23 protein-coding genes are annotated in these 19,650 nt (G+C 29.1%); 14 read left to right on the forward strand and 9 right to left on the reverse strand.

All coding sequences use genetic code 11. From position 1 onward, the window contains the following. Nucleotides 1–4: 4 nt before the first annotated feature. From ACSIGC_RS09475 to ACSIGC_RS09490, 4 genes are all read right to left on the reverse strand, one after another. Nucleotides 5–601 carry a hypothetical protein gene (locus ACSIGC_RS09475; RefSeq protein ID WP_442264586.1) on the reverse strand — a complete coding sequence of 199 codons (597 nt, stop codon included), beginning with the start codon at nucleotides 599–601 and terminating at the stop codon, nucleotides 5–7. Nucleotides 602–701: 100 nt separating this feature from the next. After that, nucleotides 702–1,337: a hypothetical protein gene (locus ACSIGC_RS09480; RefSeq protein ID WP_442264587.1), complete on the reverse strand. Its 636-nt coding sequence runs from the start codon at nucleotides 1,335–1,337 to the stop codon at nucleotides 702–704. Nucleotides 1,338–1,357: 20 nt separating this feature from the next. After that, nucleotides 1,358–2,230, reverse strand: coding sequence for a hypothetical protein (locus tag ACSIGC_RS09485; RefSeq protein ID WP_442264588.1), 873 nt, complete (start codon nucleotides 2,228–2,230; stop codon nucleotides 1,358–1,360). Nucleotides 2,231–2,232: 2 nt separating this feature from the next. Continuing rightward, the gene (locus ACSIGC_RS09490) at nucleotides 2,233–4,344 is read right to left on the reverse strand and encodes a T9SS type A sorting domain-containing protein (RefSeq protein ID WP_442264589.1); all 2,112 of its coding nucleotides are present in this window, start codon (nucleotides 4,342–4,344) and stop codon (nucleotides 2,233–2,235) included. A 127-nt stretch (nucleotides 4,345–4,471) separates the two neighbouring features. Here ACSIGC_RS09490 and ACSIGC_RS09495 point away from each other — a divergent pair, with 127 nt between their 5' ends. From ACSIGC_RS09495 to ACSIGC_RS09560, 14 genes are all read left to right on the forward strand, one after another. Beyond that, the gene (locus ACSIGC_RS09495) at nucleotides 4,472–5,020 is read left to right on the forward strand and encodes an RNA polymerase sigma factor (protein ID WP_442264590.1); all 549 of its coding nucleotides are present in this window, start codon (nucleotides 4,472–4,474) and stop codon (nucleotides 5,018–5,020) included. Continuing rightward, a complete protein-coding gene (locus tag ACSIGC_RS09500) occupies nucleotides 5,013–5,705 on the forward strand; it encodes a hypothetical protein (protein WP_442264591.1) in 693 nt (230 codons plus the stop codon). The genes ACSIGC_RS09495 and ACSIGC_RS09500 overlap by 8 nt, the downstream gene beginning before the upstream one ends. A 23-nt stretch (nucleotides 5,706–5,728) precedes the next feature. Next, nucleotides 5,729–6,268, forward strand: coding sequence for an HD domain-containing protein (locus ACSIGC_RS09505; RefSeq protein WP_442264592.1), 540 nt, complete (start codon nucleotides 5,729–5,731; stop codon nucleotides 6,266–6,268). A gap of 64 nt (nucleotides 6,269–6,332) precedes the next feature. Continuing rightward, nucleotides 6,333–6,923: an RDD family protein gene (locus ACSIGC_RS09510; RefSeq protein ID WP_442264593.1), complete on the forward strand. Its 591-nt coding sequence runs from the start codon at nucleotides 6,333–6,335 to the stop codon at nucleotides 6,921–6,923. Nucleotides 6,924–6,973: 50 nt separating this feature from the next. Then, nucleotides 6,974–7,834 (forward strand): alpha/beta hydrolase, encoded by an 861-nt coding sequence (locus tag ACSIGC_RS09515; RefSeq protein ID WP_442264594.1) that lies wholly within the window; start codon nucleotides 6,974–6,976, stop codon nucleotides 7,832–7,834. Between the two features lie 90 nt (nucleotides 7,835–7,924). After that, nucleotides 7,925–8,476, forward strand: a complete 552-nt coding sequence (locus tag ACSIGC_RS09520) for a hypothetical protein (RefSeq protein ID WP_442264595.1) — start codon at nucleotides 7,925–7,927, stop codon at nucleotides 8,474–8,476. A 37-nt stretch (nucleotides 8,477–8,513) separates the two neighbouring features. Continuing rightward, nucleotides 8,514–8,885, forward strand: coding sequence for a DUF2200 domain-containing protein (locus ACSIGC_RS09525; protein ID WP_442264596.1), 372 nt, complete (start codon nucleotides 8,514–8,516; stop codon nucleotides 8,883–8,885). Nucleotides 8,886–8,899: 14 nt separating this feature from the next. Continuing rightward, nucleotides 8,900–9,796: an alpha/beta hydrolase gene (locus tag ACSIGC_RS09530; protein WP_442264597.1), complete on the forward strand. Its 897-nt coding sequence runs from the start codon at nucleotides 8,900–8,902 to the stop codon at nucleotides 9,794–9,796. Between the two features lie 113 nt (nucleotides 9,797–9,909). Further along, entirely contained in the window at nucleotides 9,910–10,809 is a 900-nt protein-coding gene (locus tag ACSIGC_RS09535) for a DMT family transporter (RefSeq protein ID WP_442264598.1), read from the forward strand. A gap of 30 nt (nucleotides 10,810–10,839) precedes the next feature. Further along, nucleotides 10,840–11,706, forward strand: a complete 867-nt coding sequence (locus tag ACSIGC_RS09540; protein WP_442264599.1) for a YicC/YloC family endoribonuclease — start codon at nucleotides 10,840–10,842, stop codon at nucleotides 11,704–11,706. Then, complete coding sequence (gene gmk, locus ACSIGC_RS09545) at nucleotides 11,706–12,296, forward strand: guanylate kinase (protein WP_095068994.1); 591 nt, start codon at nucleotides 11,706–11,708, stop codon at nucleotides 12,294–12,296. The genes ACSIGC_RS09540 and gmk overlap by 1 nt, the downstream gene beginning before the upstream one ends. A gap of 15 nt (nucleotides 12,297–12,311) precedes the next feature. Continuing rightward, nucleotides 12,312–12,896: a nicotinate (nicotinamide) nucleotide adenylyltransferase gene (nadD, locus tag ACSIGC_RS09550; RefSeq protein ID WP_442264600.1), complete on the forward strand. Its 585-nt coding sequence runs from the start codon at nucleotides 12,312–12,314 to the stop codon at nucleotides 12,894–12,896. Nucleotides 12,897–12,943: 47 nt separating this feature from the next. Next, complete coding sequence (locus tag ACSIGC_RS09555; RefSeq protein WP_442264601.1) at nucleotides 12,944–13,810, forward strand: M23 family metallopeptidase; 867 nt, start codon at nucleotides 12,944–12,946, stop codon at nucleotides 13,808–13,810. Between the two features lie 44 nt (nucleotides 13,811–13,854). Next, on the forward strand, nucleotides 13,855–15,351 hold the full coding sequence (locus ACSIGC_RS09560; RefSeq protein WP_442264602.1) for a GH3 auxin-responsive promoter family protein: 1,497 nt from the start codon (nucleotides 13,855–13,857) through the stop codon (nucleotides 15,349–15,351). 72 nt (nucleotides 15,352–15,423) lie between these two features. Here ACSIGC_RS09560 and ACSIGC_RS09565 read toward each other — a convergent pair whose 3' ends face one another. From ACSIGC_RS09565 to ACSIGC_RS09585, 5 genes are all read right to left on the reverse strand, one after another. Continuing rightward, on the reverse strand, nucleotides 15,424–16,542 hold the full coding sequence (locus tag ACSIGC_RS09565; protein WP_442264603.1) for a transglutaminase domain-containing protein: 1,119 nt from the start codon (nucleotides 16,540–16,542) through the stop codon (nucleotides 15,424–15,426). A gap of 104 nt (nucleotides 16,543–16,646) precedes the next feature. Continuing rightward, nucleotides 16,647–17,375 (reverse strand): DUF4097 family beta strand repeat-containing protein, encoded by a 729-nt coding sequence (locus ACSIGC_RS09570; protein ID WP_442264604.1) that lies wholly within the window; start codon nucleotides 17,373–17,375, stop codon nucleotides 16,647–16,649. A gap of 62 nt (nucleotides 17,376–17,437) precedes the next feature. Continuing rightward, complete coding sequence (locus ACSIGC_RS09575) at nucleotides 17,438–18,250, reverse strand: hypothetical protein (protein ID WP_442264605.1); 813 nt, start codon at nucleotides 18,248–18,250, stop codon at nucleotides 17,438–17,440. A gap of 7 nt (nucleotides 18,251–18,257) precedes the next feature. Next, nucleotides 18,258–19,016, reverse strand: coding sequence for a HEAT repeat domain-containing protein (locus ACSIGC_RS09580; protein WP_442264606.1), 759 nt, complete (start codon nucleotides 19,014–19,016; stop codon nucleotides 18,258–18,260). Between the two features lie 3 nt (nucleotides 19,017–19,019). Continuing rightward, nucleotides 19,020–19,574 (reverse strand): RNA polymerase sigma factor, encoded by a 555-nt coding sequence (locus tag ACSIGC_RS09585; protein WP_442264607.1) that lies wholly within the window; start codon nucleotides 19,572–19,574, stop codon nucleotides 19,020–19,022. Nucleotides 19,575–19,650 lie beyond the last annotated feature (76 nt).

Below are 19,650 nucleotides of genomic sequence, written 5' to 3' on the forward strand. Positions count from 1 at the left end.
TGTATTATCCTCTTCTTCTTTCTAATAATACAAGCATCATTAAAGCCAACATAATTCTATCATCATCATCGTTATCTAATTGGCCTACTTTTGAAACTTCAAAATTTCTTCCAAAGAAAGATTTTAACTTTTTAAGCCTAACAATGACTTTACCTTGTTTGTCTTTTACTACATATGAAGGATTAAATAAATATCCTGTAAAAATGCTTAAAATTGGGATTTCTCCTAATAGAGAATCAAATACTTTCACCCAAGGATTTTCCTCATTTATAACATATTGTTGTTTTTCATTTTGATCGATAATTTCATAATGTGCTTTCCAAACAGAACGCCATCCTTTACGAACTACCTTTCCGAATTCTTTTCCGTCTACATCTAAGAAGCTGTACGCAGTAGAAAAATCTAACCATTTATCAGCTTTAATCCTATAATTTACATGAGATTTAGATTCGTCACTGTAAACAGAAATATCTTCTTTTAGTTTAAACATTTTCTGACGTACATAAGCAATCATTTTACCACTACTATCTGTTGCAGAAAAGTCGTTTGCTAATGTTGAAATATTGAACTTAAAGTTCACTGGAAATTGAATGTTTTGCATAATTTTTAGCAATTTAGTTTTTGAATAGTTTAGTTATCGCATAGCAAATAACGCTTGCAAGTTAATTATTAATAATGAATGCTAATTATGCTTTTTACTTTTATTTTATGAAGCCTAAATCCTTCGCCATTTGTATCGAAATCTTCTCAAAATCTCTATCCTTTGATTGTTCTTCTTTATTGAAAGGAGCTCCAGGCGCCACTATTTCTAAAGTATAACCTTCTAACTTTACTTCTAATTTTCTTTTTGCACCTGTATATAAAGCCGCTTTTCCAACTTTTGGAATCCATTTTGCCGATTTAGACATTGATTTTTTTAACGACCAAGCTTCTTCCCAATTTTCACCTTGCCCAATTGCTTCAGAAATTCCTCCTGCATCTTGACTAGAACTTACTTCTTTGTAAAGAGAAATCATACCTGTTAAAAAGTTCCAGTCGGAACCACCAAGTTTTACTCTTACCATACAGGTTTTTGTATTTCCGTTTTGCACAAATTTCCCTTGTCCTACAGTCACGATCGCATCTGCTGTTACGTTATATAAACCAGCTAATTTTTCCTTATTTATTAAACTGCATACATCTGTTACTGCATTAAATTCAATAGTATTTCCTTGAAAGTTTTTATTCACAAAAGATGTATATCCCAAATCAGATTCAACAATTGATTTTTTATCTCCAAAACATGAGCTTAGTACTGCTAAAGTCATGATAAATATTACTGTTTTTAATAATTTCATAATTTCTTCTTTTTTTGTTATTATCTAAAATCCTCGAACTTTTTCAACTTCACATTGATCATTCCTTTTACTTCTCCTTCTCTAAAAACAAAAAACTCTTTCATGTATTTTGAACGATGTGATTTACACTTTTTTTCTTCTTCTTTAGAACTTGCAGCTCTTTTCTCTAAACAGTCTACCATTTGAATTCCATTGAAACTTGCTACAAATTCTTTCTCATTAAAACGTTCTATGTAAAGCGTACCAGAAAAAGCTCTACTTTCTATTAATTTATGCGTATTTATAAAATTGATACTATATGTCGTAGCATCTTCAGCTTCAGTAAAACGTATACTATTCGTATAACTAGATTGAGCTTCTTTTAATAAAGGATCACTTAAAACTTTTAATTTCTTACCAAATTCATCAGCAGAAATTTTACCTTCTTGAAATTTCTTGGTAAGCGATTTCATTTTCTCTTGCATTCCGTTCTTTTTCCTTTGAAAATCTTTCCTTTCTTTTTCAATACGAGTGTGGTCTTTACTATTAATTTGACTCATCATACTCATATCATCACGATAACCTTTATTTAATGCACTTAAATTGATATACACACTGTCTTTAGGAGTAATAGGGAACTTTAAACCGTTTATAAATTCTACCTCTATAAGCAATTCTAAATTATTTGGAACTTTGTTGTTATCTACATTTAATCTTCCTCCAGACAACTCAAATTTCCCTCCATAACCTTCTCTTAATTCATGTTGTGAGATATACACTGAAAACTTGTTTTTACTCAAACTTGCTTCTACAGCTTCACAAGTTCCAAAAGCTTCACCACTATAACCTACTTTTTGACTAACAACTGTTTGGACGAATAGAAAAAACAGTAATAGACTAACTACTTTTTTCATATTTAGTGCTTTATAATTTTTCTATGAATAACATTTTTGAATTCATCTTCGACACGAATAAAATATAAACCTGCAGGAAGATTTCTTAATGAAACTTCTGTTTGCGTGTTTTCTATATTTTTCTCTTTCAAACAAACTTTCCCATTACTATTGAATACAACTATAGATTGAATTGAGTTTGAATTTTTAATCTTTATCAATTCCCAAGTTGGATTTGGATATATGGAGAAATTTATATCAGAAACTACATCTTCAGTAGATAATACACTTGAAGTATCTTCGGCCTTTAAAACAAAACCTCCAGATTCTGATTTAGATTGAAATCTACTAGATAGTTCTAACCAAACTTGTAAATAGTATTCTTGACCAGGATTTAAATTATCTACTGATAAATTTCCTTCATCACAATTTAATGGAGTTGCATCTGTACAAGTTTCATACAATGCAATTTTTGAAATTAATGTGCCTGCAGAAATAGTTATATTCATACTTCCAGATTCTGGAGCTGTAAACGAATACCAAACATCAAAAACTGTTATTCCATTTTGAGCACAATTCGGATTTGTTGCTGCTCCAGATGCACTAATTGTGCTTCCTGGCGTATCTTGTCCTAAAACAATTGGAATCGTAAAAGAACAATTGTCATTTACTGGTGTACAGTTTTCATTAAAATTTGTTTGCATATCTATTTGAGCCCAAGTAGAGTTACTATAATTTACATCATCTACCTGAATACAGGTTAAATTAAAATTTGCAAAAACAGAGAAGTTTTCATTAGAAATTCGTGAATTATTTCCATTTTTTATGTTCAATCCAACCAAAGCATTATCATTACAACTTAACTTAGTTAATCGAGAATTGTTTACTAAATCTAAATACTCAATAGCATTAACTTCACAGTTCAAATTTTCTAACTTTGAGTTTGATAAAGTGTTTAATTCAGTAATTTGATTTGCACTACAGTTTAAGTTTACCAACTCTAAATTTTTAATAACCGATAACTCACCAATATCATTATAAGAACAGTCTAAGTCTGTTAAATTCACTAATGTGCTAACATCTAAACTTGTAAGTTCATTTGTACTACAATTTAAATTCGTTAAAGCAGTAAACTCCTCGATCCCAGAAAGATTAGTAATACTTTGCCCGCTAACATCTAAAGTAGTTAATGCTTGAATAGCCGAAGTTGATACCTTATTATCTCCTGTAACTCCATTACCAGCACCTATAGATTCTAAATAAGTTTCAAAATTACTATCAGGAATTTCAGTAGTTTCTAGAGTTGAAGATCCGCCACAATCGTTACTGAAGATCAAGTATTCATCAAATCTTAAAACTCCTGTTGTTTTTGTTCTCGACCAATTTGCATTTACATAATCTGCATCAGAAACTTCAATACATCTTAAGTTAGGATTAGATAAGCTCTCTAAGTAAAAATTGTTTAATCCATTTTTAATGGAAACCCTAGAAATACTACTTAACTCATTCAAAATAATATCTGTAATACGTGTATTATTTGCAAAATCAAGATTATCAATTTTATCACAGAAGTAAACAAAAAACTGACTTAAATTGGTATTACTTGATATATCTACAATTTCTAGAGCATCATTATTGTTAAGATTAATATGATCTAAACTAATTGCCCCCGTAGTATTTAAATCAACCAATAACGCATTATTTTTTAGACTTAATAATTCTAAATCCGTATTAGAAGAAACGTTTAATGAAGTAATCGAAGATCCATCTAAAAAAATTCGTTTCAATTTAGTTAAACCAAAAACATCTATTGAAGTTAATGTTTGATTCCCTGCAGTTAAAAACTGTAGCTCTGTATTTCCACTTACATCTAGTGTTTCTAATTGATTTCCTGAAATCCTTAGTTCTTTTAATCCAGCAAAATCTTCTAATCCTGTTAAATCTTGAATTCCTATGGAATTCATTGATAAGAAAGTAACATTTTTAATATTATCTGTAAGTACATAATCATCTAAAACAGTATCGTAACCTTTATTGATAAGAAACTGTTCAAAAGCATCATCTGGCACAAAGGTTTGCTGAGCAAAAAGTCCTACAGATAATGTCATAAAAAAAAGTAGTAATCTATATTTCATATGAATTGCTTTTAATTGTTATTCAATTGTTTCGTTTTTATATTCATATATTAGTTTTATAATTATTTCGAATCTTAACATTTTTCAGAAAAAAATTCTGTTAATATTACCTGTATCTCAGCAACTAATGAATAGAAACATTAACGATATATTACTTCAACAAGAATTAAGAGAAGGTAATAGAGATTCTTTACGAACGGTATACGTGAATTATAGAGCTGACTTTTTAAAGTATGCTTTTACTTACAAGTTAAGTGAAGAAGATGCTTTAGACATTTATCATGATGCTATTATTGCATTCAATAAAAGTTTCACACAGAATAAAATAAACATTACCAAAAGCTCTATAAAAACCTACTTATTTGGTATTGGAAAAAACAAGATTTATAATCACTTTAAAAAGAATAAAAAAATACATTTAATAAAAGACAGAGAAGATGAAGCCTATGAAAGTATTGAAATTGATGCTGTAACTCCAACAATTGAGCAAATTGCATTAAGTAAAGCTTTACAAAAGATATCGGAATCTTGTAGAACTCTTTTAAAGCTGTTCTATTTTCGAAACTTAGATATTGAAGAAATTGTAAATCTTACCGATTACAAAGATGCAAATACAGTGAGTAGTCATAAATCTAGATGTATGAAAAAACTTAAAGAGTTAGTGAAAAATGAATAATTACGAAGAAATTATACAAAAACACTTTAAGAATGAATTAAATAGTGAAGAACAAAAACTATTTAACTCATTAAAAGAAACTAACGAAGAATTTCTAGTAGCTTTAAAAGCTCACGAAGATCTTATGATCGCTTTTCAGGTTAATGAAGACAAAGAAATTAGTAATCTTATTAAAGATATTGAAGGCAAAAAGAAACCAAAATCTGTTTTTCTTAAAATCGCAGCAGCTTTAGCTGTATTTATTACTGGTTATTATTTTCTCTTTTTATCTAGTGAAAATTACGAATATTATTTAGAAGAATATCCTAATGTTCATCATCCTATTACAAGAGGAAATTCTAAAAGTAAACTAGACGAGGCTTTTAATGCTTATGAAAGTAAGTCTTATAAAAATGCTATTGTAAAGTTTGATGCTATTTTAAGCGAAGAGAAATCTCCTGAAATTCAATTCTATAAAGCAATGGCATTATTAAATGATAAGCAATATCATAAAGCAGAAAATATTTTACAAAACTTAACTCAAATTTCTTTTGAATTTAAAGATGAAACGTTTTGGTATTTAACAATTCTATCTTTAATAAAAGAAGATGAAACTAATGCTAAAAAGCTCTTGATTACAATGAATAAAGAAAATATGGAGTTCAAACAAGAAGAACGTCAATCAATACTCAAAAAATTAAATTAAAAAATCTTCATTATTAATAATAAATGATACAAGAACTATATCAACAAGCAATGAAGTTTGCAGGAGAAAAACACTGTAATCAAAAAGTTCCAGGAACCAAAGCAAATTATTTATTACATGTTTCTAATGTAGTTATGGAAGTTATTATTGCCTACAATTACACAAAATCTTTTGATATAAATTTGGCTGTACAAACTGCTATTCTTCACGATACTATTGAAGATACTGATACTAGTTTTGAAGAAATTTTATCAAATTTTGGAGCAACTGTAGCTGAAGGTGTTTTAGCACTAACCAAAAATGAAAATTTAAACACTAAGGAGGAACGCATGCGTGATAGTTTAAAAAGAATCAATAAACTGTCTAAAGAAATTGGTATTGTTAAAATAGCTGATCGAATTACAAATTTACAAGAACCACCTAAACATTGGAGTCAAGATAAAATTGAAAATTATTTAAAAGAAGCTCAGTTAATTTCAAATGAATTGAATGATAAAAATGAATATCTGAATAACAGATTACTAGAAAAAATTGAAGCATATTCAAAATTTATATCCAAATAAAATTCTAGCACCAATATTTTATTACTTTTGCCCTTGCTATTAAACTAACAAAAATTGAAAAACTATGACTAGAGAAGAACGTTTAAGCTTCTGTAAAATTTGTAAAAACCAAAAATTAGATTTTAAACAAGGAATTGTTTGCGGACTAACTAATGCTCCTGCAGAATTCGAAAACTCATGCGATTCTTTTTCTGAAGACATAACCTTAAAAAATGAAGCACTTTTTCAAGAGTTTGAAAATATTCATGAAACTGTTGGTAAAGGAACCAGATTAGCAAATTACCTACTTGATCTTATATTTATTTATATACTAGGTTATTTAATTGGTTTAATGATTGGACCTTTATTAGTCAATTTTGCTCCTGATTTAATTTATTCTACTAATACAGGTAAGATTTTACTCTTTGAATATCTTTTAGGTGCTTTTATAAATATGATTTACTATGTTTCTTTTGAAGCAAGTTCAGGAAGAACTATAGGTAAATATATTACGAAAACAAAAGTAGTTACTCTAGATGGTGAAAAACCCGATTTTAATGTAATTTTAATACGTTCTTTGTGCAGACTAATACCTTTTGAAGGTTTTTCTTTTTTAGGAGATGATGATTCTGGTTGGCACGATACTTTTTCTAAAACAAAAGTAGTAAAAGCGTAATTTTTTGTAACCTACTTTTAAATTCATCCGTCTTACTAAAAAAACTTTCAATGACTAAACTTTTTAAATTTTTAAAATGGATACTAATTATTGTAGTTACCATTATTATTGTTGGCCTTTTATATTTAAGATTTTCACGATTCTCAGATACTATGATTTATCAAGTTAATGGAAATCAATACAGCGAATTCAAGTCTAATTTTAATCATGAAGAATTTTATTTTGATATAGCTGAAAACACCAAAATTCACGCAGCTCTTTTTAAACCAGATTCTATTCCTACAATTGGAACAATATTTCATTTTTCAGGAAAAGGAATGCATTTAATGTCTGTTCAAAAATCATATCAACCTTTGTTAAATAAAGGATTTCAAATCTTTTGCTACGAACGTAGAGATTTTGGAAAATCTACAGGTGAAGCAAAAAACTCTACTATTATACAAGAAGATGCTTTAACTATGTTTGATAAGATCGCTGCTTTACCAAATGTAAAAGAGAAACCTATTGTAATTTGGGGACAATCACTCGGTGGTGCATTTGCGACTATGACAGCTAATAAAAGACAAGATAAAATTAAAGGTTTATTCTTAGAGGGAACGTTTAGTTCTTTTCCTGATATTGGTAAAGAATATGCGAGAGCTTTACATTTAGAAAATTTCAAATGGTTAGTTCCTATTGTTATGAACAATGATTTTCCTGCAGAAGAAGAAATTAAAGAATTACAAATACCAATTGTAATTGCACATAGTAAAACTGACAAACAAGTTAGGTATGAACTAGGAAAGAAACTTTATAATAATGCTCCAAAAAACAACAGTCTTTTTTGGAATATTAACGGTAAGCATATTAGAGGAATTTACAATCATGAAAAAGAGTATGTAAATGCCTTTTTAACAATGCTAAAAAAGTAAAAACATTCGTTTAAATTAAACCTTAAAAAGAAAAAACATTTTTGGTAAGTTCAACAGAATTAATCTACATTTATAGAAAAAAAATAAGTATTGATTTCTACAACATACAATTCAAATAAAAAGAAATTTTACCATAATAAAAAAGTTAACACTTTAGCTTATGTATATTATATCCTATTTGCGGCAATAGCTTCGGTTTTCATTTCTAACCTTCTAGATAGTTATGTTTTTAAGGTAATTCGATCAATTCCTTTGGATGAAATAGGAATTATGACAGCTGTAATCTCTTCCTACAGTATCTATAAAATTCATAAAACAAAAATCCTAGTTGTTAACTTAGAAGAACATAGTGCCACTTTTATTATTATTGAAGCTAAGAAAAGATTTCGCAGATTCGAAAATATGTTTGACACCGTTGATTTTCTTAAAGGCAAAAATGATACTATTACTGTTCCATATAATAACATGAAATCAATACAAGCTGAAAGTACGTTAATACAAAACTTAATTACTTTAAGCTATGTAGATGACGATAATCAACTTACAAAACGAAATCTAGCGCTGTACGATGTACTAGAGGAGGCAGATATCTATATTATTAAGAGACAATTGAGAACAAAAGGGATTGAAGTAAATTTTTAATCCTACAATACATATTCTTTTTTAAAAAACTTAACTTATGAAATCGACAGCACATCACGACGAAAGAATTGCTAATATGATATTCGCTTCTGTTTATCCGCATTATGTTACTAAAGTTGAAAAGAAAGACAGAACAGTAGATGAACTACACGAAGTAATCACCTGGTTGACAGGCTTTACCTCTGAACAGATACAAAATTTGATTGATGAAAAAGTAACGTTTAAAACTTTCTTTGAAAGAGCAAATCTAAATCCGAATGCTGATTTAATTAAAGGTGTAATCTGCGGATATCGAGTTGAAGAGATTACTAACAAACTAACTCAACAAACACGTTATTTAGATAAACTTATTGATGAATTAGCTAAGGGACGTAAAATGGAGAAAATTTTGAGAAAACCTAAAGAATAAAACAACACAAAATTGTGAAAAAGAGATATAAATTTTTAATTCTATTCTTGGTTTTTATAAGCTTAGGAATATATTTTATTTTTCATTCTATAGCTCCATACGCTATTATACAACCGCAAAGAATTAGTATAAATAAACAACCTAAAGATTTAAAATTAAAAAGTGAAGAAATAGATATTCTCACTAAAGACAGTTTAACTTTAAAAGGACATTGGATTAAATCTAATAAAGAAACTTCTAAAGGAATTTTGATTTTTATTCATGGCATTGGAGGTTGTAAAGAACATTTTTTAGAACTATCAAAAAAATTAGCTGAATTCGGAATTGAATCGATTTTATTTGATGGAAGAGCTCATGGTAAAAGTGAAGGTAAATACTGTACTTATGGTTTTTATGAAAAACATGATGTGTCTAAAATTGTAGATTTCATCAAACAAAAAAACCATAACCTTAAAGTTGGAATATGGGGAAATTCTTTAGGTGGCGCCATTGCTATTCAAGCTTTAGAAAAAGATAAACGTATTCAATTTGGTATTATAGAAAGTACATTTACAACATTAGACGAAATTGTTTTTCAATACAAAAAGAACTTACTCAAAGGTTTTGGAATAAAATTCTTATCCGATTTCAGTTTAAAAAGAGCAGGACAAATTGCTAATTTTAATCCAAATAAAGTAAAACCTATCCAATCAGTTACAAATATTACGCAACCAGTTTTAATTGCTCACGGAGATGCAGATCAAAATATTCCTTTTAATTTTGGTAAAGAGTTATTCGAAAACCTTAAATCAAACGATAAAAAGTTTATTCCAGTTAAAGATGGTGGACATCTAGATTTATTTGAAAAAGGAGGAGAAAAATATCAATCGGAATTATTAAATTTTCTATTACAGAATTTTAATTCAAATTAATTTCTTGAATAAGATATTATCAAAAAACATCTTCTAGTTAATATTCAAACATTTCAACTCGCTAATTAAAAAATTGTTCGACCTTTGCCGCTTAATTCAAATAAACGAGTAAAATGAACACTAGAGTTATAGCGTTATTAGCAGTTTCTATTGTTACTATTATTTACGGAGTTACTTTTACCGTAGCCAAAGAAGTAATGCCTCATTATGTAAAACCTTTTGGTTTTATCTTTCTTAGAGTATTTGGTGCTGCTGCTGTATTTTGGTTTTTAAGTTTATTTATTAAAAACGATAAAATTGAAAAAGGTGATTATAAAACCATTGCCTTATCAGCCTTCTTCGGTATTGCATTAAACATGCTTACCTTTTTTAAAGGTTTAAATTATACAACACCAATTAGTGCATCTGTAATGATGGTTACTTCGCCGATTTTAGTACTTATTTTTTCAAGTATTTTAATTAAAGAACGTCCAACATTAACCAAAATCATCGGTGTTATTATCGGATTAATCGGTGCAGTCGTTCTTATTGTTTACGGAACAGAACCAGGTGCAGATGCTAAAAACATGATGTTAGGAAACTTTTTAGTGTTTATAAATGCGGCATCTTATGGAATGTACTTGGTTATTGTTAAAAAAGTAGTTGCCAAATATAAACCGGTTACGTTTATCAGATGGCTATATTTCTTCGGATGTATTTTCGTTTTCCCTTTTGGAATAGCTGAATTCTCAGAAGTACAATGGACGATTATTCCAACATCAGGTTATTTAAGAATAGGATTCGTTGTCATATTTGCTTCTTGTATCACTTATCTTTTCAATCTATTTGCATTATCAAAACTAAAACCAACAACAGTAAGTGTTTTCATTTATTTACAGCCTGTTGTCGCTAGTATTTATGCATTATTGGTAGGAAGTGATCAATTAAATACGATTAAAATCTTAGCAAGTATTTTAATATTTATTGGTGTATACTTGGTTTCTAAACAAACTACCGAGAGTAAAAGCAAATAATGTATCTTTACAGCCAATTAAAAACAACCTATGATTCAATCAATGACAGGATACGGTAAATCCGTATTACAACTTCCTACTAAAAAAGTAACTATTGAGATTAAATCGCTTAATAGCAAAAATTTAGATATCAATACCCGTATTCCTTCATACTATAAAGAGAAAGAATTAAGCATCAGAAAAAAACTAGCTTCAGCATTAGTAAGAGGTAAAGTTGATTTTTCTATTTATGTTGAAATCACTGCTGATGAAACTTCTTCTTCTATAAATAAGGCTGTTGTAAATAAATATATCGATCAACTTAGAGATATTGTAGTTATAGATACTTCAGACGATGTAAAGTTATTAGAAATGGCAGTTCGTATGCCAGATGCTTTAAAAACTGAGCGTGAAGAATTAGATGAAAATGAATGGAGTGAAATTGAAAGTCACATCGATACTGCTTTAAAAGATATTGTTCAATATAGAACTGATGAAGCTGCTTCATTAGAGATTGACTTTATACAACGTATTACCAATATTAAAAGTTGTCTGGCTCAAGTTCATGAAATGGACGGTGAAAGAATTGAAAACGTAAAACAACGTTTAAGGAAAGCCTTAGATGAATTAAAAGTTGAAGTTGATGAAAACCGATTTGAGCAAGAATTAATTTACTATTTAGAAAAGTTAGATATTAACGAAGAAAAAGTTCGTTTAGCGAATCACTTAGATTACTTCTTACAAACTTTAGACACTAGTGATTCTAACGGAAAAAAATTAGGATTTATCGTTCAAGAAATTGGAAGAGAAATTAATACTACTGGATCGAAAGCAAACTATGCTCCGTTACAAAAAGTAGTGATTCAAATGAAAGACGAGTTAGAAAAAATTAAAGAACAAATATTAAACGTATTATAATGGCGAAAGAGTTTCAAGGAAAATTATTTGTGTTTTCGGCACCATCTGGATCTGGTAAAACAACAATTGTTCGTCATTTATTAGCACAAGAACGCTTTAATTTAGAGTTTTCAATTTCTGCTACTTCTAGAGCTCCACGTGGAGAAGAAAAAGACGGAATTGATTATTACTTTATCTCAAGAGATGAATTTATTCAGAAAATAAAATCTGAAGAATTCTTAGAGTGGGAAGAAGTATATACTGAAAACTTCTACGGAACTTTAAAAACGGAAGTAGAACGTATTTGGTCTGAAGGAAAACACGTGATTTTTGATATCGATGTTGCTGGAGGATTACGAATTAAAAAGAAATTTCCAGAAGAAACATTAGCTGTTTTTGTTAAACCACCAAGTGTTGATGAATTAAAAAGACGTTTAAAGGAAAGAAAAACAGAAAGCGAAGATAAAATCAACATGAGAATAGCAAAAGCTTCTGTTGAACTAGCTACTGCGCCTCAGTTTGATACTATTATTAAAAACTATGATTTAAGTACAGCTTTACAAGAAGCAGAAGATCTAGTTTCAGACTTTATTGGTTTAGATAAAAATTAGAAGTCAAAAGAGTTCATGAAAAACATCGGATTATACTTCGGAACATTTAATCCTATTCATATTGGGCATTTAATTATTGCCAATCATATGGTAGAAAACTCTGATTTAGATGAAATTTGGATGGTAGTTACACCACACAATCCTTTCAAGAAAAAAAGTTCTCTTCTTGATAATCACCATCGTTTAGAAATGGTATTTAAAGCTACTGAAGATTACGATAAAATTTCCCCTTCAGATATAGAATTTAAATTAACACAACCAAATTACACAGTTCATACTTTAGCTCATATTTCTGATAAATATCCTGATTACAACTTCAGTTTAATTATGGGTGAAGACAATTTAAAAAGTCTTCATAAATGGAAAAATTACGAGGTAATTTTGCAAGAACATCAAGTATATGTATATCCGAGAATTTCTGAAGGAAAAGTAGAAACTCAATTTGATAATCACCCGAAAATTCATCGCGTGAACGCTCCAATTGTTGAGATTTCTTCTACAATGATTCGTAATGCCATAAAGGAAAATAAAAATATTAAACCATTACTAACTGCTGAAGTTTGGCAATACATTGATGAGATGAACTTTTATAAAAAATAGTTGTCCTATTTTTTCGTTGTATATTTGAGATTCCAAACCTAGTATTCGTGGCTAAAAACAAGAAAAAATCGAGTAAATTAAAACAAAAACTCACCGATAAATACAGATTGGTAGTTTTAAATGAAGATACATTTCAGGAACGTTTTTCATTAAAATTGTCACGTTTAAATGTTTTTGTATTTGGTGGTATTTTTTCTATTCTATTAATCACGCTTACTACGTTTTTAATTGCTTTTACTTCTTTAAAAGAATATATTCCTGGATATTCTTCGACAAAACTTAAAAAAGATGCCAGTAGATTAACCTATAAGGCAGATTCATTACGCATTCGTTTAGCTGTTTTAGAAAAATTCACCCAAGCTATTCGTCCGGTTTTAACTGGTGATATAGAACCAGAAGCTATAGATTCTATTAGAAATGAAGCAGACAAAGCTGCCATCGATTACAAAAAACTAGAAGCTACAGAACAAGATTTACAGTTTAGAGAAGAAATAGAACGTAAAGATCGTTATGCTTTATCTGCTGGAACAGCAAACAAAGCTAAAATTGTATTCTTTGCTCCTGTAACTGGAAACGTAACACAATCTTTTAATGCTGCCAATAAACACTTCGCTATAGATATTGTGGCTGAAACAGGAACTCCTGTAAAATCAATTGCAGACGGAACTGTTATTCTTTCTGGATGGACAGCAGAAACTGGTTATATTATTACTATACAACACACCAATAATTATATTTCTGTATATAAACATAACGGACAACTTCTAAAACAACAAGGTGACTTTGTAAAATCTGGAGAAGTTATTGCTAGTGTAGGTTCTACAGGTGAATTAACAACCGGACCTCATCTTCATTTTGAGTTATGGAACAATGGTTATCCTGTAAATCCAACTAGCTACATTAACTTTCAGTAATAATTAGCAGTAAAATCTTCAAGCTTCAAGCAAAATAAAACTCTATGTCATTAAAATCTTTATTAGCTATTCCTTTCGCAAAACGAGCGGTAAAACAAGTAAGAAAATGGGCTTCTAAACCAATTAAAACTCAAGATAAAGTTTTTCAATATTTAATTTCTGAAGGATGTAAAACTGCCTTTGGAAAAGATCATGACTTTGTTTCGATTAATTCTTATGAAGATTTTAAAAAACGTGTTCCTGTTAACGACTATGAAGGTTTACGCCCTTATGTAGATAGAATGGTAGCTGGTGAAGAAAATATTTTATGGAAAGGAAAACCAATCTATTTTGCTAAAACATCTGGAACAACATCTGGTGCAAAATATATTCCAATAACTAAAGAATCGATGCCAACACATATTAAATCGGCACGAAATGCTTTGTTATTTTACATTAATGAAACTAAAGATGCTTCTTTTGTAAATGGAAAAATGATCTTTTTACAAGGAAGTCCAGTTTTAGATGATATGAATGGAATTAAATTAGGCCGTTTAAGCGGAATTGTAGCGCATTATGTACCTAATTATTTATTGAAAAATAGGTTACCAAGTTGGGAAACAAATTGTATTGAAGATTGGGACACAAAAGTAGACAAGGTAGTTGAGGAAACATTACCTGAAAACATGAGTGTAATTAGTGGAATTCCTTCTTGGGTTCAAATGTATTTTGAAAAGTTGATTGACAAAACAGGAAAAACAATTTCTGAAATTTTCCCTAACTTCAATTTCTTCATTTACGGCGGTGTAAACTTTGAACCTTACAAGAATAAATTTGAAGCTTTAATTGGTAAAAAAATCGATTATATCGAACTATATCCAGCTTCTGAAGGTTTTATTGCATTTCAGGATTCTCAAAAAGAAAAAGGAATGCTATTACAGCTTGATTCTGGTATTTTTTATGAGTTTATTCCTGCAACTGAATTCTTTGATGAAAATCCAACGCGTATTTCCTTAAAAGACGTACAATTGGGTGTAAACTACGTTATCATCTTAAATACTACTGCCGGACTTTGGGGATACAATATTGGAGATACTGTTGAGTTTACTTCTCTAGCTCCGTATCGAATAAAAGTTACTGGAAGAATTAAGCATTTTATTTCTGCTTTTGGTGAACATGTTATTGGTAAAGAAGTAGAAAAGGCGTTAAATGATGCCATTGTTGGAACCAATGTAAATGTAAGTGAATTTACTGTAGCTCCACAGGTAAATCCAGAATCTGGATTACCATATCACGAGTGGTTTATTGAGTTTGAAAATGAACCTGAAAATTTAGATGAAATGGCTGCAAAAATTGATACTTCTATGCAGCAACAAAATATTTATTATCAAGATTTAATTGAAGGAAAAGTATTACGTCCATTACTGATTAGAAAAGTTAAAAAAGGCGGTTTTCATGAATACATGAAATCCATTGGGAAATTCGGTGGACAAAATAAAATCCCTCAACTTTCTGATAATCGTAAAATAGCCGATGTTTTAGAAGGCTTTTTAGTGGAGTAAATATTTCAAAAAAACAAACCACCGAAATTGTATTTAATTTCGGTGGTTTGTTTTTTTGCTTATTTGAATTGTTTACACTGGTTTTGCATAAAAATCTTGTAATGAATTGGTGTATAAATAATCATCTAAAGTCATTTTCCAAAAGTCTATCTTGGTGGGGTTTTTACTTCCTGTTGGCACTAACATTAAATTGCTTTTTCCTGAAACTTTATGAGCTTTTAAAGTTGTGTTTTCTAAATAACGTTGATCTAAACTTACATCGAAATGATATAAATAATCGTAAACAAACTCTACATATTCTCGTTTAGAAACTTCAGCAAGACTTTTCATTATTAGAGTTTCATAATTATTCGTTATTGCATCTTGAAGTTCAACTGCATTTAACGGATTTCCATTTAAAACTGGCATAATATTGAACTGTCCATCAATAAAAATCCATTTGTTTAATTCTGGAGAATATACTTCTGTTGCCACATGACCTGGCGATCCTTTTCTCGTTTCAACATCTTTTGTTTTTAAGTAAATCGTACGTGATTTAAAACCAGCATTTTCTAATTGAGATTTTAACACTACAGCATAAGCAAAACATGGAAAGTTTTTTCCTTCTTTCGCTTCATTTAAAATAGTAATTGCATCTGGTTTACTTGGTGATACGTTTCCATTATGCTTCCATCTACTGTTTGTCCAATTTAATACGCTTAAAATTTTATCAACATCAGAGGTTTTATTAGCAACCACATCATGTATCGGATATTTTTCTTTCAAATCTTTTAAATAAGGAACACCTTCACTTTCTGAATATTTAATTTGTAAAGAATTATCTGTATCAGAAGTATTAAAAGTTATGGTTTCTTTAGGGAAAGCTTCTCCGATAATTAGCATATGAGCATATAAAGAATCTTTATATTGTGCGTAAAACTCATAATTTTTATTTCCTTCTACTGAAAATGAAATACTATCTATTTCTGATGCAAAAGCTACAGGCTCACTAGCATTAATACAGCTTATTCGTAAGCTATCTTTTTGTTCGTTAGTTTTAATTCCCCAGGCACTTTTGTACCAATTGTTATTAAACTGAACATCTACAGTTTTTTTGTTTGTTTTTAAAACTGGTAGGCCTTTATATGTTTTGGCTTCTTTAGCACAAGAAATAACAGTAATACTCACTAATCCGAAGAGCAATTTTTTCATATAAATTTGTTTTAGTTTCATTTGGTTATGCAATTTAAAAAAACTCAAGATTAATGATTATTTAAATTCTTAAAAGTAAGTTAAATCTTTAATTATTTTCCTTTTTAGATTTTTCTTAAGAAAATATTTCCGCTAATAGTTTTTAACTCTAAAGAAGCTGTTCCGTTTTTTACTTTTCCATAGATTTTTTGGTGCGCATCACGTCTTCTTTTTTTATCAAAATCGATTTTTAAATCTGAGTACACTGTTCCTGTTAAAGTTTGTGCCTTAAATTCCGCATCAGCAACATAAACGTCAATATCCCCACTAATTGTTTTTAATTTCATGTTTTTCGAATGTTCTTTCACAGTAATATCCCCACTAATTAAATCTAACGTTAGTTTGCCTTTATAAGTGACTTCTGTTACATTGCCAGAAATACTTTTCACTTTTAAATCTACATGCTTAGGTAAATAAATCGTGTAATCTACAATTACTTTATTATGAGCGTTACAATATTTATAACTATTACAACCAGCATTGTCTTTCATTGTTATATTTACTTGATGCTTTTTAAAAAAGCTTCCATAATCTGATTTTATTAAATAAACATCTCCTAATTTTTCACCTTTTAGCGAAAAGTATTTATTGTCTTTATTATCGTTTAAGTTTGCTGAAGCTGTTACTAAAATTTCATTTTTATTCCAGTTTTTAATCTGAATATTCTGAGCAAATTTCACATTAACTTCTACAGTTTCTATTCCTGAAGTTGCGTTTTTAATTTCTGTTTTTTTCTGAGCTGATAGGTTACTAAAAGTCAATAGTATTCCTATGAAAAAAAGTATTCTTTTCATTTTTAGTAGTTTAAAAAATTAATTGTTTTTTGGATTAGCTTTCTAAGCTAAATAAGGTAGTATTATTTTTTACGGAGATAAATATTCCCTAGTGTAGATTTTAATTTAATCTGAACACCTCCATTATTAAGAGCACTTGAGATTTTCTGACTTCCTCTAACAGCTTTCAATCCGTCTTTCTTAGGCATTTCAATATCAAAATTTGTATAAAAAGTTCCACGAGTTCTCAAGTCTAAATTTGCTTTAGTATTTTCTGGTATTGTTACATCTATCTCACCTACATTAGAAAAGATTGTAATTGGAGAACTCTGATTTACTTTAGAAAATTCTATGTTCACATTTGCTGCATTAGCATTCACTGTAATTGGGCCAGTAACATCTTTCATTACAATAGCTCCTACATTCGTTTTTGCTTCAACTTCAGATGTAAAACCTATTACTTCTACAGCTCCTAAGTTTGGCGTATCAAAAATGATATTTATGTTTTTAGGTAATGTTATGAATAAATTATTACGTTTTACATGAGATAATAAATCTACTACATTCAAAACATCTCCAGATTTTTCAATAGAAAATCCCATACCGTCTGCATTATCTTCTCCTCCTGGATAAATCGCTTTTAAACCTTTCGTTTTTTCTTTTAAAGATTTATGATGATCATGATTGTCATGTTCGCAATCTCCGCAATGATTATCATGATCATTATTTTTTTCCTTTATAGTTAACTCATTATTTTTTGATGCTGTAATTTTAACTTTTGTATCAGTATCTATTTTTACTGTTTTAATTCCTTGTAATTTGTAAGTAAAACTTTTCTTTTGTCCATATGTTACAGACATTAAAAGCAATGTTGCTATTGTTATTAATTTTCTCATAATTTTATTAAATTAAAGTTGGTATATTATACGCTAACTCTTGTTTGACATAATCTGGAGTTTCTTCATGATCTAACAGTTTTTTCATAGGAACGAGCGCTCTTTTTTCCTGAATTTCTGCTAAAACTTGGATTAACTCTATTTGAACCGAAGGTTCTTTATCTGTTTCTAACGCTTTTAATAAAGCATTTCGAACTTTCTCTAAACTTGAAAACTTGGCTAAAGCTTCTACAGCTGCTAAACGTACATTGGTATTTTTATCTACAAACATTTTATTAATTAAAGCATCTATAATACGTGTATCTTCTACTGAATACGTTGTCGTTTTTGAAATCGCTAAAATTCGTTTGCTTGCCGATTGATTTTCTAATAATGAAAATATAGCTTGTTGTTCTTTATTTGTTTTTATCGTAGATTCATTATTAGATAATTTTCCTAAGAAATAGCCACTAATTAATATTACTATACTTGCTGCTACTCGCAAATAACTTTTCCATTCTTTTTGAGGTGTTAATGCAACAACTTTCGTTTCTTCTTTATTGATATCTTCTTGTAAAGCAGTTTCAAAACGTTGCTTTAAATTATTACTTGGTTGTTCTTCTTCAACAGCATTCATAACATCTAAAAAAGATTGAACATTTGCTAACTCTGTTTTACAAGCATCACAAGTTTGAATATGATTCTCAATCGCTATTCTTTCCGATTCAGCAACTTCATTCATTACATACGTCATTAATTGTTCTTGTACATCTTTACATTCCATCATACTTTAATTTTTGTTACTTACTGTATTTATTGATTGAAAATAAATTTCCTTTAATTTTTTTAACGCTCTATGCGTTTTCACTTTGACTGCATTTTCTGAACTTCCTACAATTTGCGCAATTTGTTCATATTGTATTTCTTGAAGTTTATGCATTACTATTAACTCTCTGTCTTTCTCATTTAACTTTAATAACGAACGTTGTAAGTGCTCTAAGTCTTCTTTATTTGAGTCTATAAAAAGTTTTTCTTCTGAGTTTAAAAAATCATCTTCTATAATATTACTTCGCTCTTTTTTTTGTTTTTGATAATAACTCGAAAATATATTTCTTGCTACTGTATATAACCAAGATGCAAAGTTTCCATTATTATACGATGTTCTGTATTTTAGAATTTTAATAAAAACTTCTTGAGTTAAATCTTCGCTTACCATTTTATTGTGTGTCATTTTCTGAAAGAAATTATAAATTCGAACATGGTATCTGTCGAATAATATAGACAGCTTATTTAGCTCTCCATTGGCTACAGCCATCATTATTTTCTCATCAGTTAAATGTTTCAACTTTGTGGTAGTTTTGATTAGTTTCTATTATTAATACCTATACTTTTTTTAAAGGTTACATTTTAGTTTCATTTTT

This window comes from Tenacibaculum aquaeponti, assembly GCF_052084715.1.
Classification (GTDB): Bacteria; Bacteroidota; Bacteroidia; order Flavobacteriales; family Flavobacteriaceae; genus Polaribacter.

Coding starts and splice junctions, on each gene's coding strand:
- ACSIGC_RS09535 (WP_442264598.1), top strand. CDS start 9,910: ATGAACACTAGAGTTATAGCGTTATTAGCAGTTTCTATTGTTACTATT.
- nadD (WP_442264600.1), top strand. CDS start 12,312: ATGAAAAACATCGGATTATACTTCGGAACATTTAATCCTATTCATATT.
- ACSIGC_RS09575 (WP_442264605.1), bottom strand. CDS start 18,250: ATGAGAAAATTAATAACAATAGCAACATTGCTTTTAATGTCTGTAACA.
- ACSIGC_RS09510 (WP_442264593.1), top strand. CDS start 6,333: ATGACTAGAGAAGAACGTTTAAGCTTCTGTAAAATTTGTAAAAACCAA.
- ACSIGC_RS09500 (WP_442264591.1), top strand. CDS start 5,013: ATGAATAATTACGAAGAAATTATACAAAAACACTTTAAGAATGAATTA.
- ACSIGC_RS09565 (WP_442264603.1), bottom strand. CDS start 16,542: ATGAAAAAATTGCTCTTCGGATTAGTGAGTATTACTGTTATTTCTTGT.
- ACSIGC_RS09515 (WP_442264594.1), top strand. CDS start 6,974: ATGACTAAACTTTTTAAATTTTTAAAATGGATACTAATTATTGTAGTT.
- ACSIGC_RS09480 (WP_442264587.1), bottom strand. CDS start 1,337: ATGAAATTATTAAAAACAGTAATATTTATCATGACTTTAGCAGTACTA.
- ACSIGC_RS09505 (WP_442264592.1), top strand. CDS start 5,729: ATGATACAAGAACTATATCAACAAGCAATGAAGTTTGCAGGAGAAAAA.
- ACSIGC_RS09475 (WP_442264586.1), bottom strand. CDS start 601: ATGCAAAACATTCAATTTCCAGTGAACTTTAAGTTCAATATTTCAACA.
- ACSIGC_RS09495 (WP_442264590.1), top strand. CDS start 4,472: ATGAATAGAAACATTAACGATATATTACTTCAACAAGAATTAAGAGAA.
- ACSIGC_RS09490 (WP_442264589.1), bottom strand. CDS start 4,344: ATGAAATATAGATTACTACTTTTTTTTATGACATTATCTGTAGGACTT.
- ACSIGC_RS09570 (WP_442264604.1), bottom strand. CDS start 17,375: ATGAAAAGAATACTTTTTTTCATAGGAATACTATTGACTTTTAGTAAC.
- gmk (WP_095068994.1), top strand. CDS start 11,706: ATGGCGAAAGAGTTTCAAGGAAAATTATTTGTGTTTTCGGCACCATCT.
- ACSIGC_RS09525 (WP_442264596.1), top strand. CDS start 8,514: ATGAAATCGACAGCACATCACGACGAAAGAATTGCTAATATGATATTC.
- ACSIGC_RS09485 (WP_442264588.1), bottom strand. CDS start 2,230: ATGAAAAAAGTAGTTAGTCTATTACTGTTTTTTCTATTCGTCCAAACA.
- ACSIGC_RS09560 (WP_442264602.1), top strand. CDS start 13,855: ATGTCATTAAAATCTTTATTAGCTATTCCTTTCGCAAAACGAGCGGTA.
- ACSIGC_RS09580 (WP_442264606.1), bottom strand. CDS start 19,016: ATGATGGAATGTAAAGATGTACAAGAACAATTAATGACGTATGTAATG.
- ACSIGC_RS09540 (WP_442264599.1), top strand. CDS start 10,840: ATGATTCAATCAATGACAGGATACGGTAAATCCGTATTACAACTTCCT.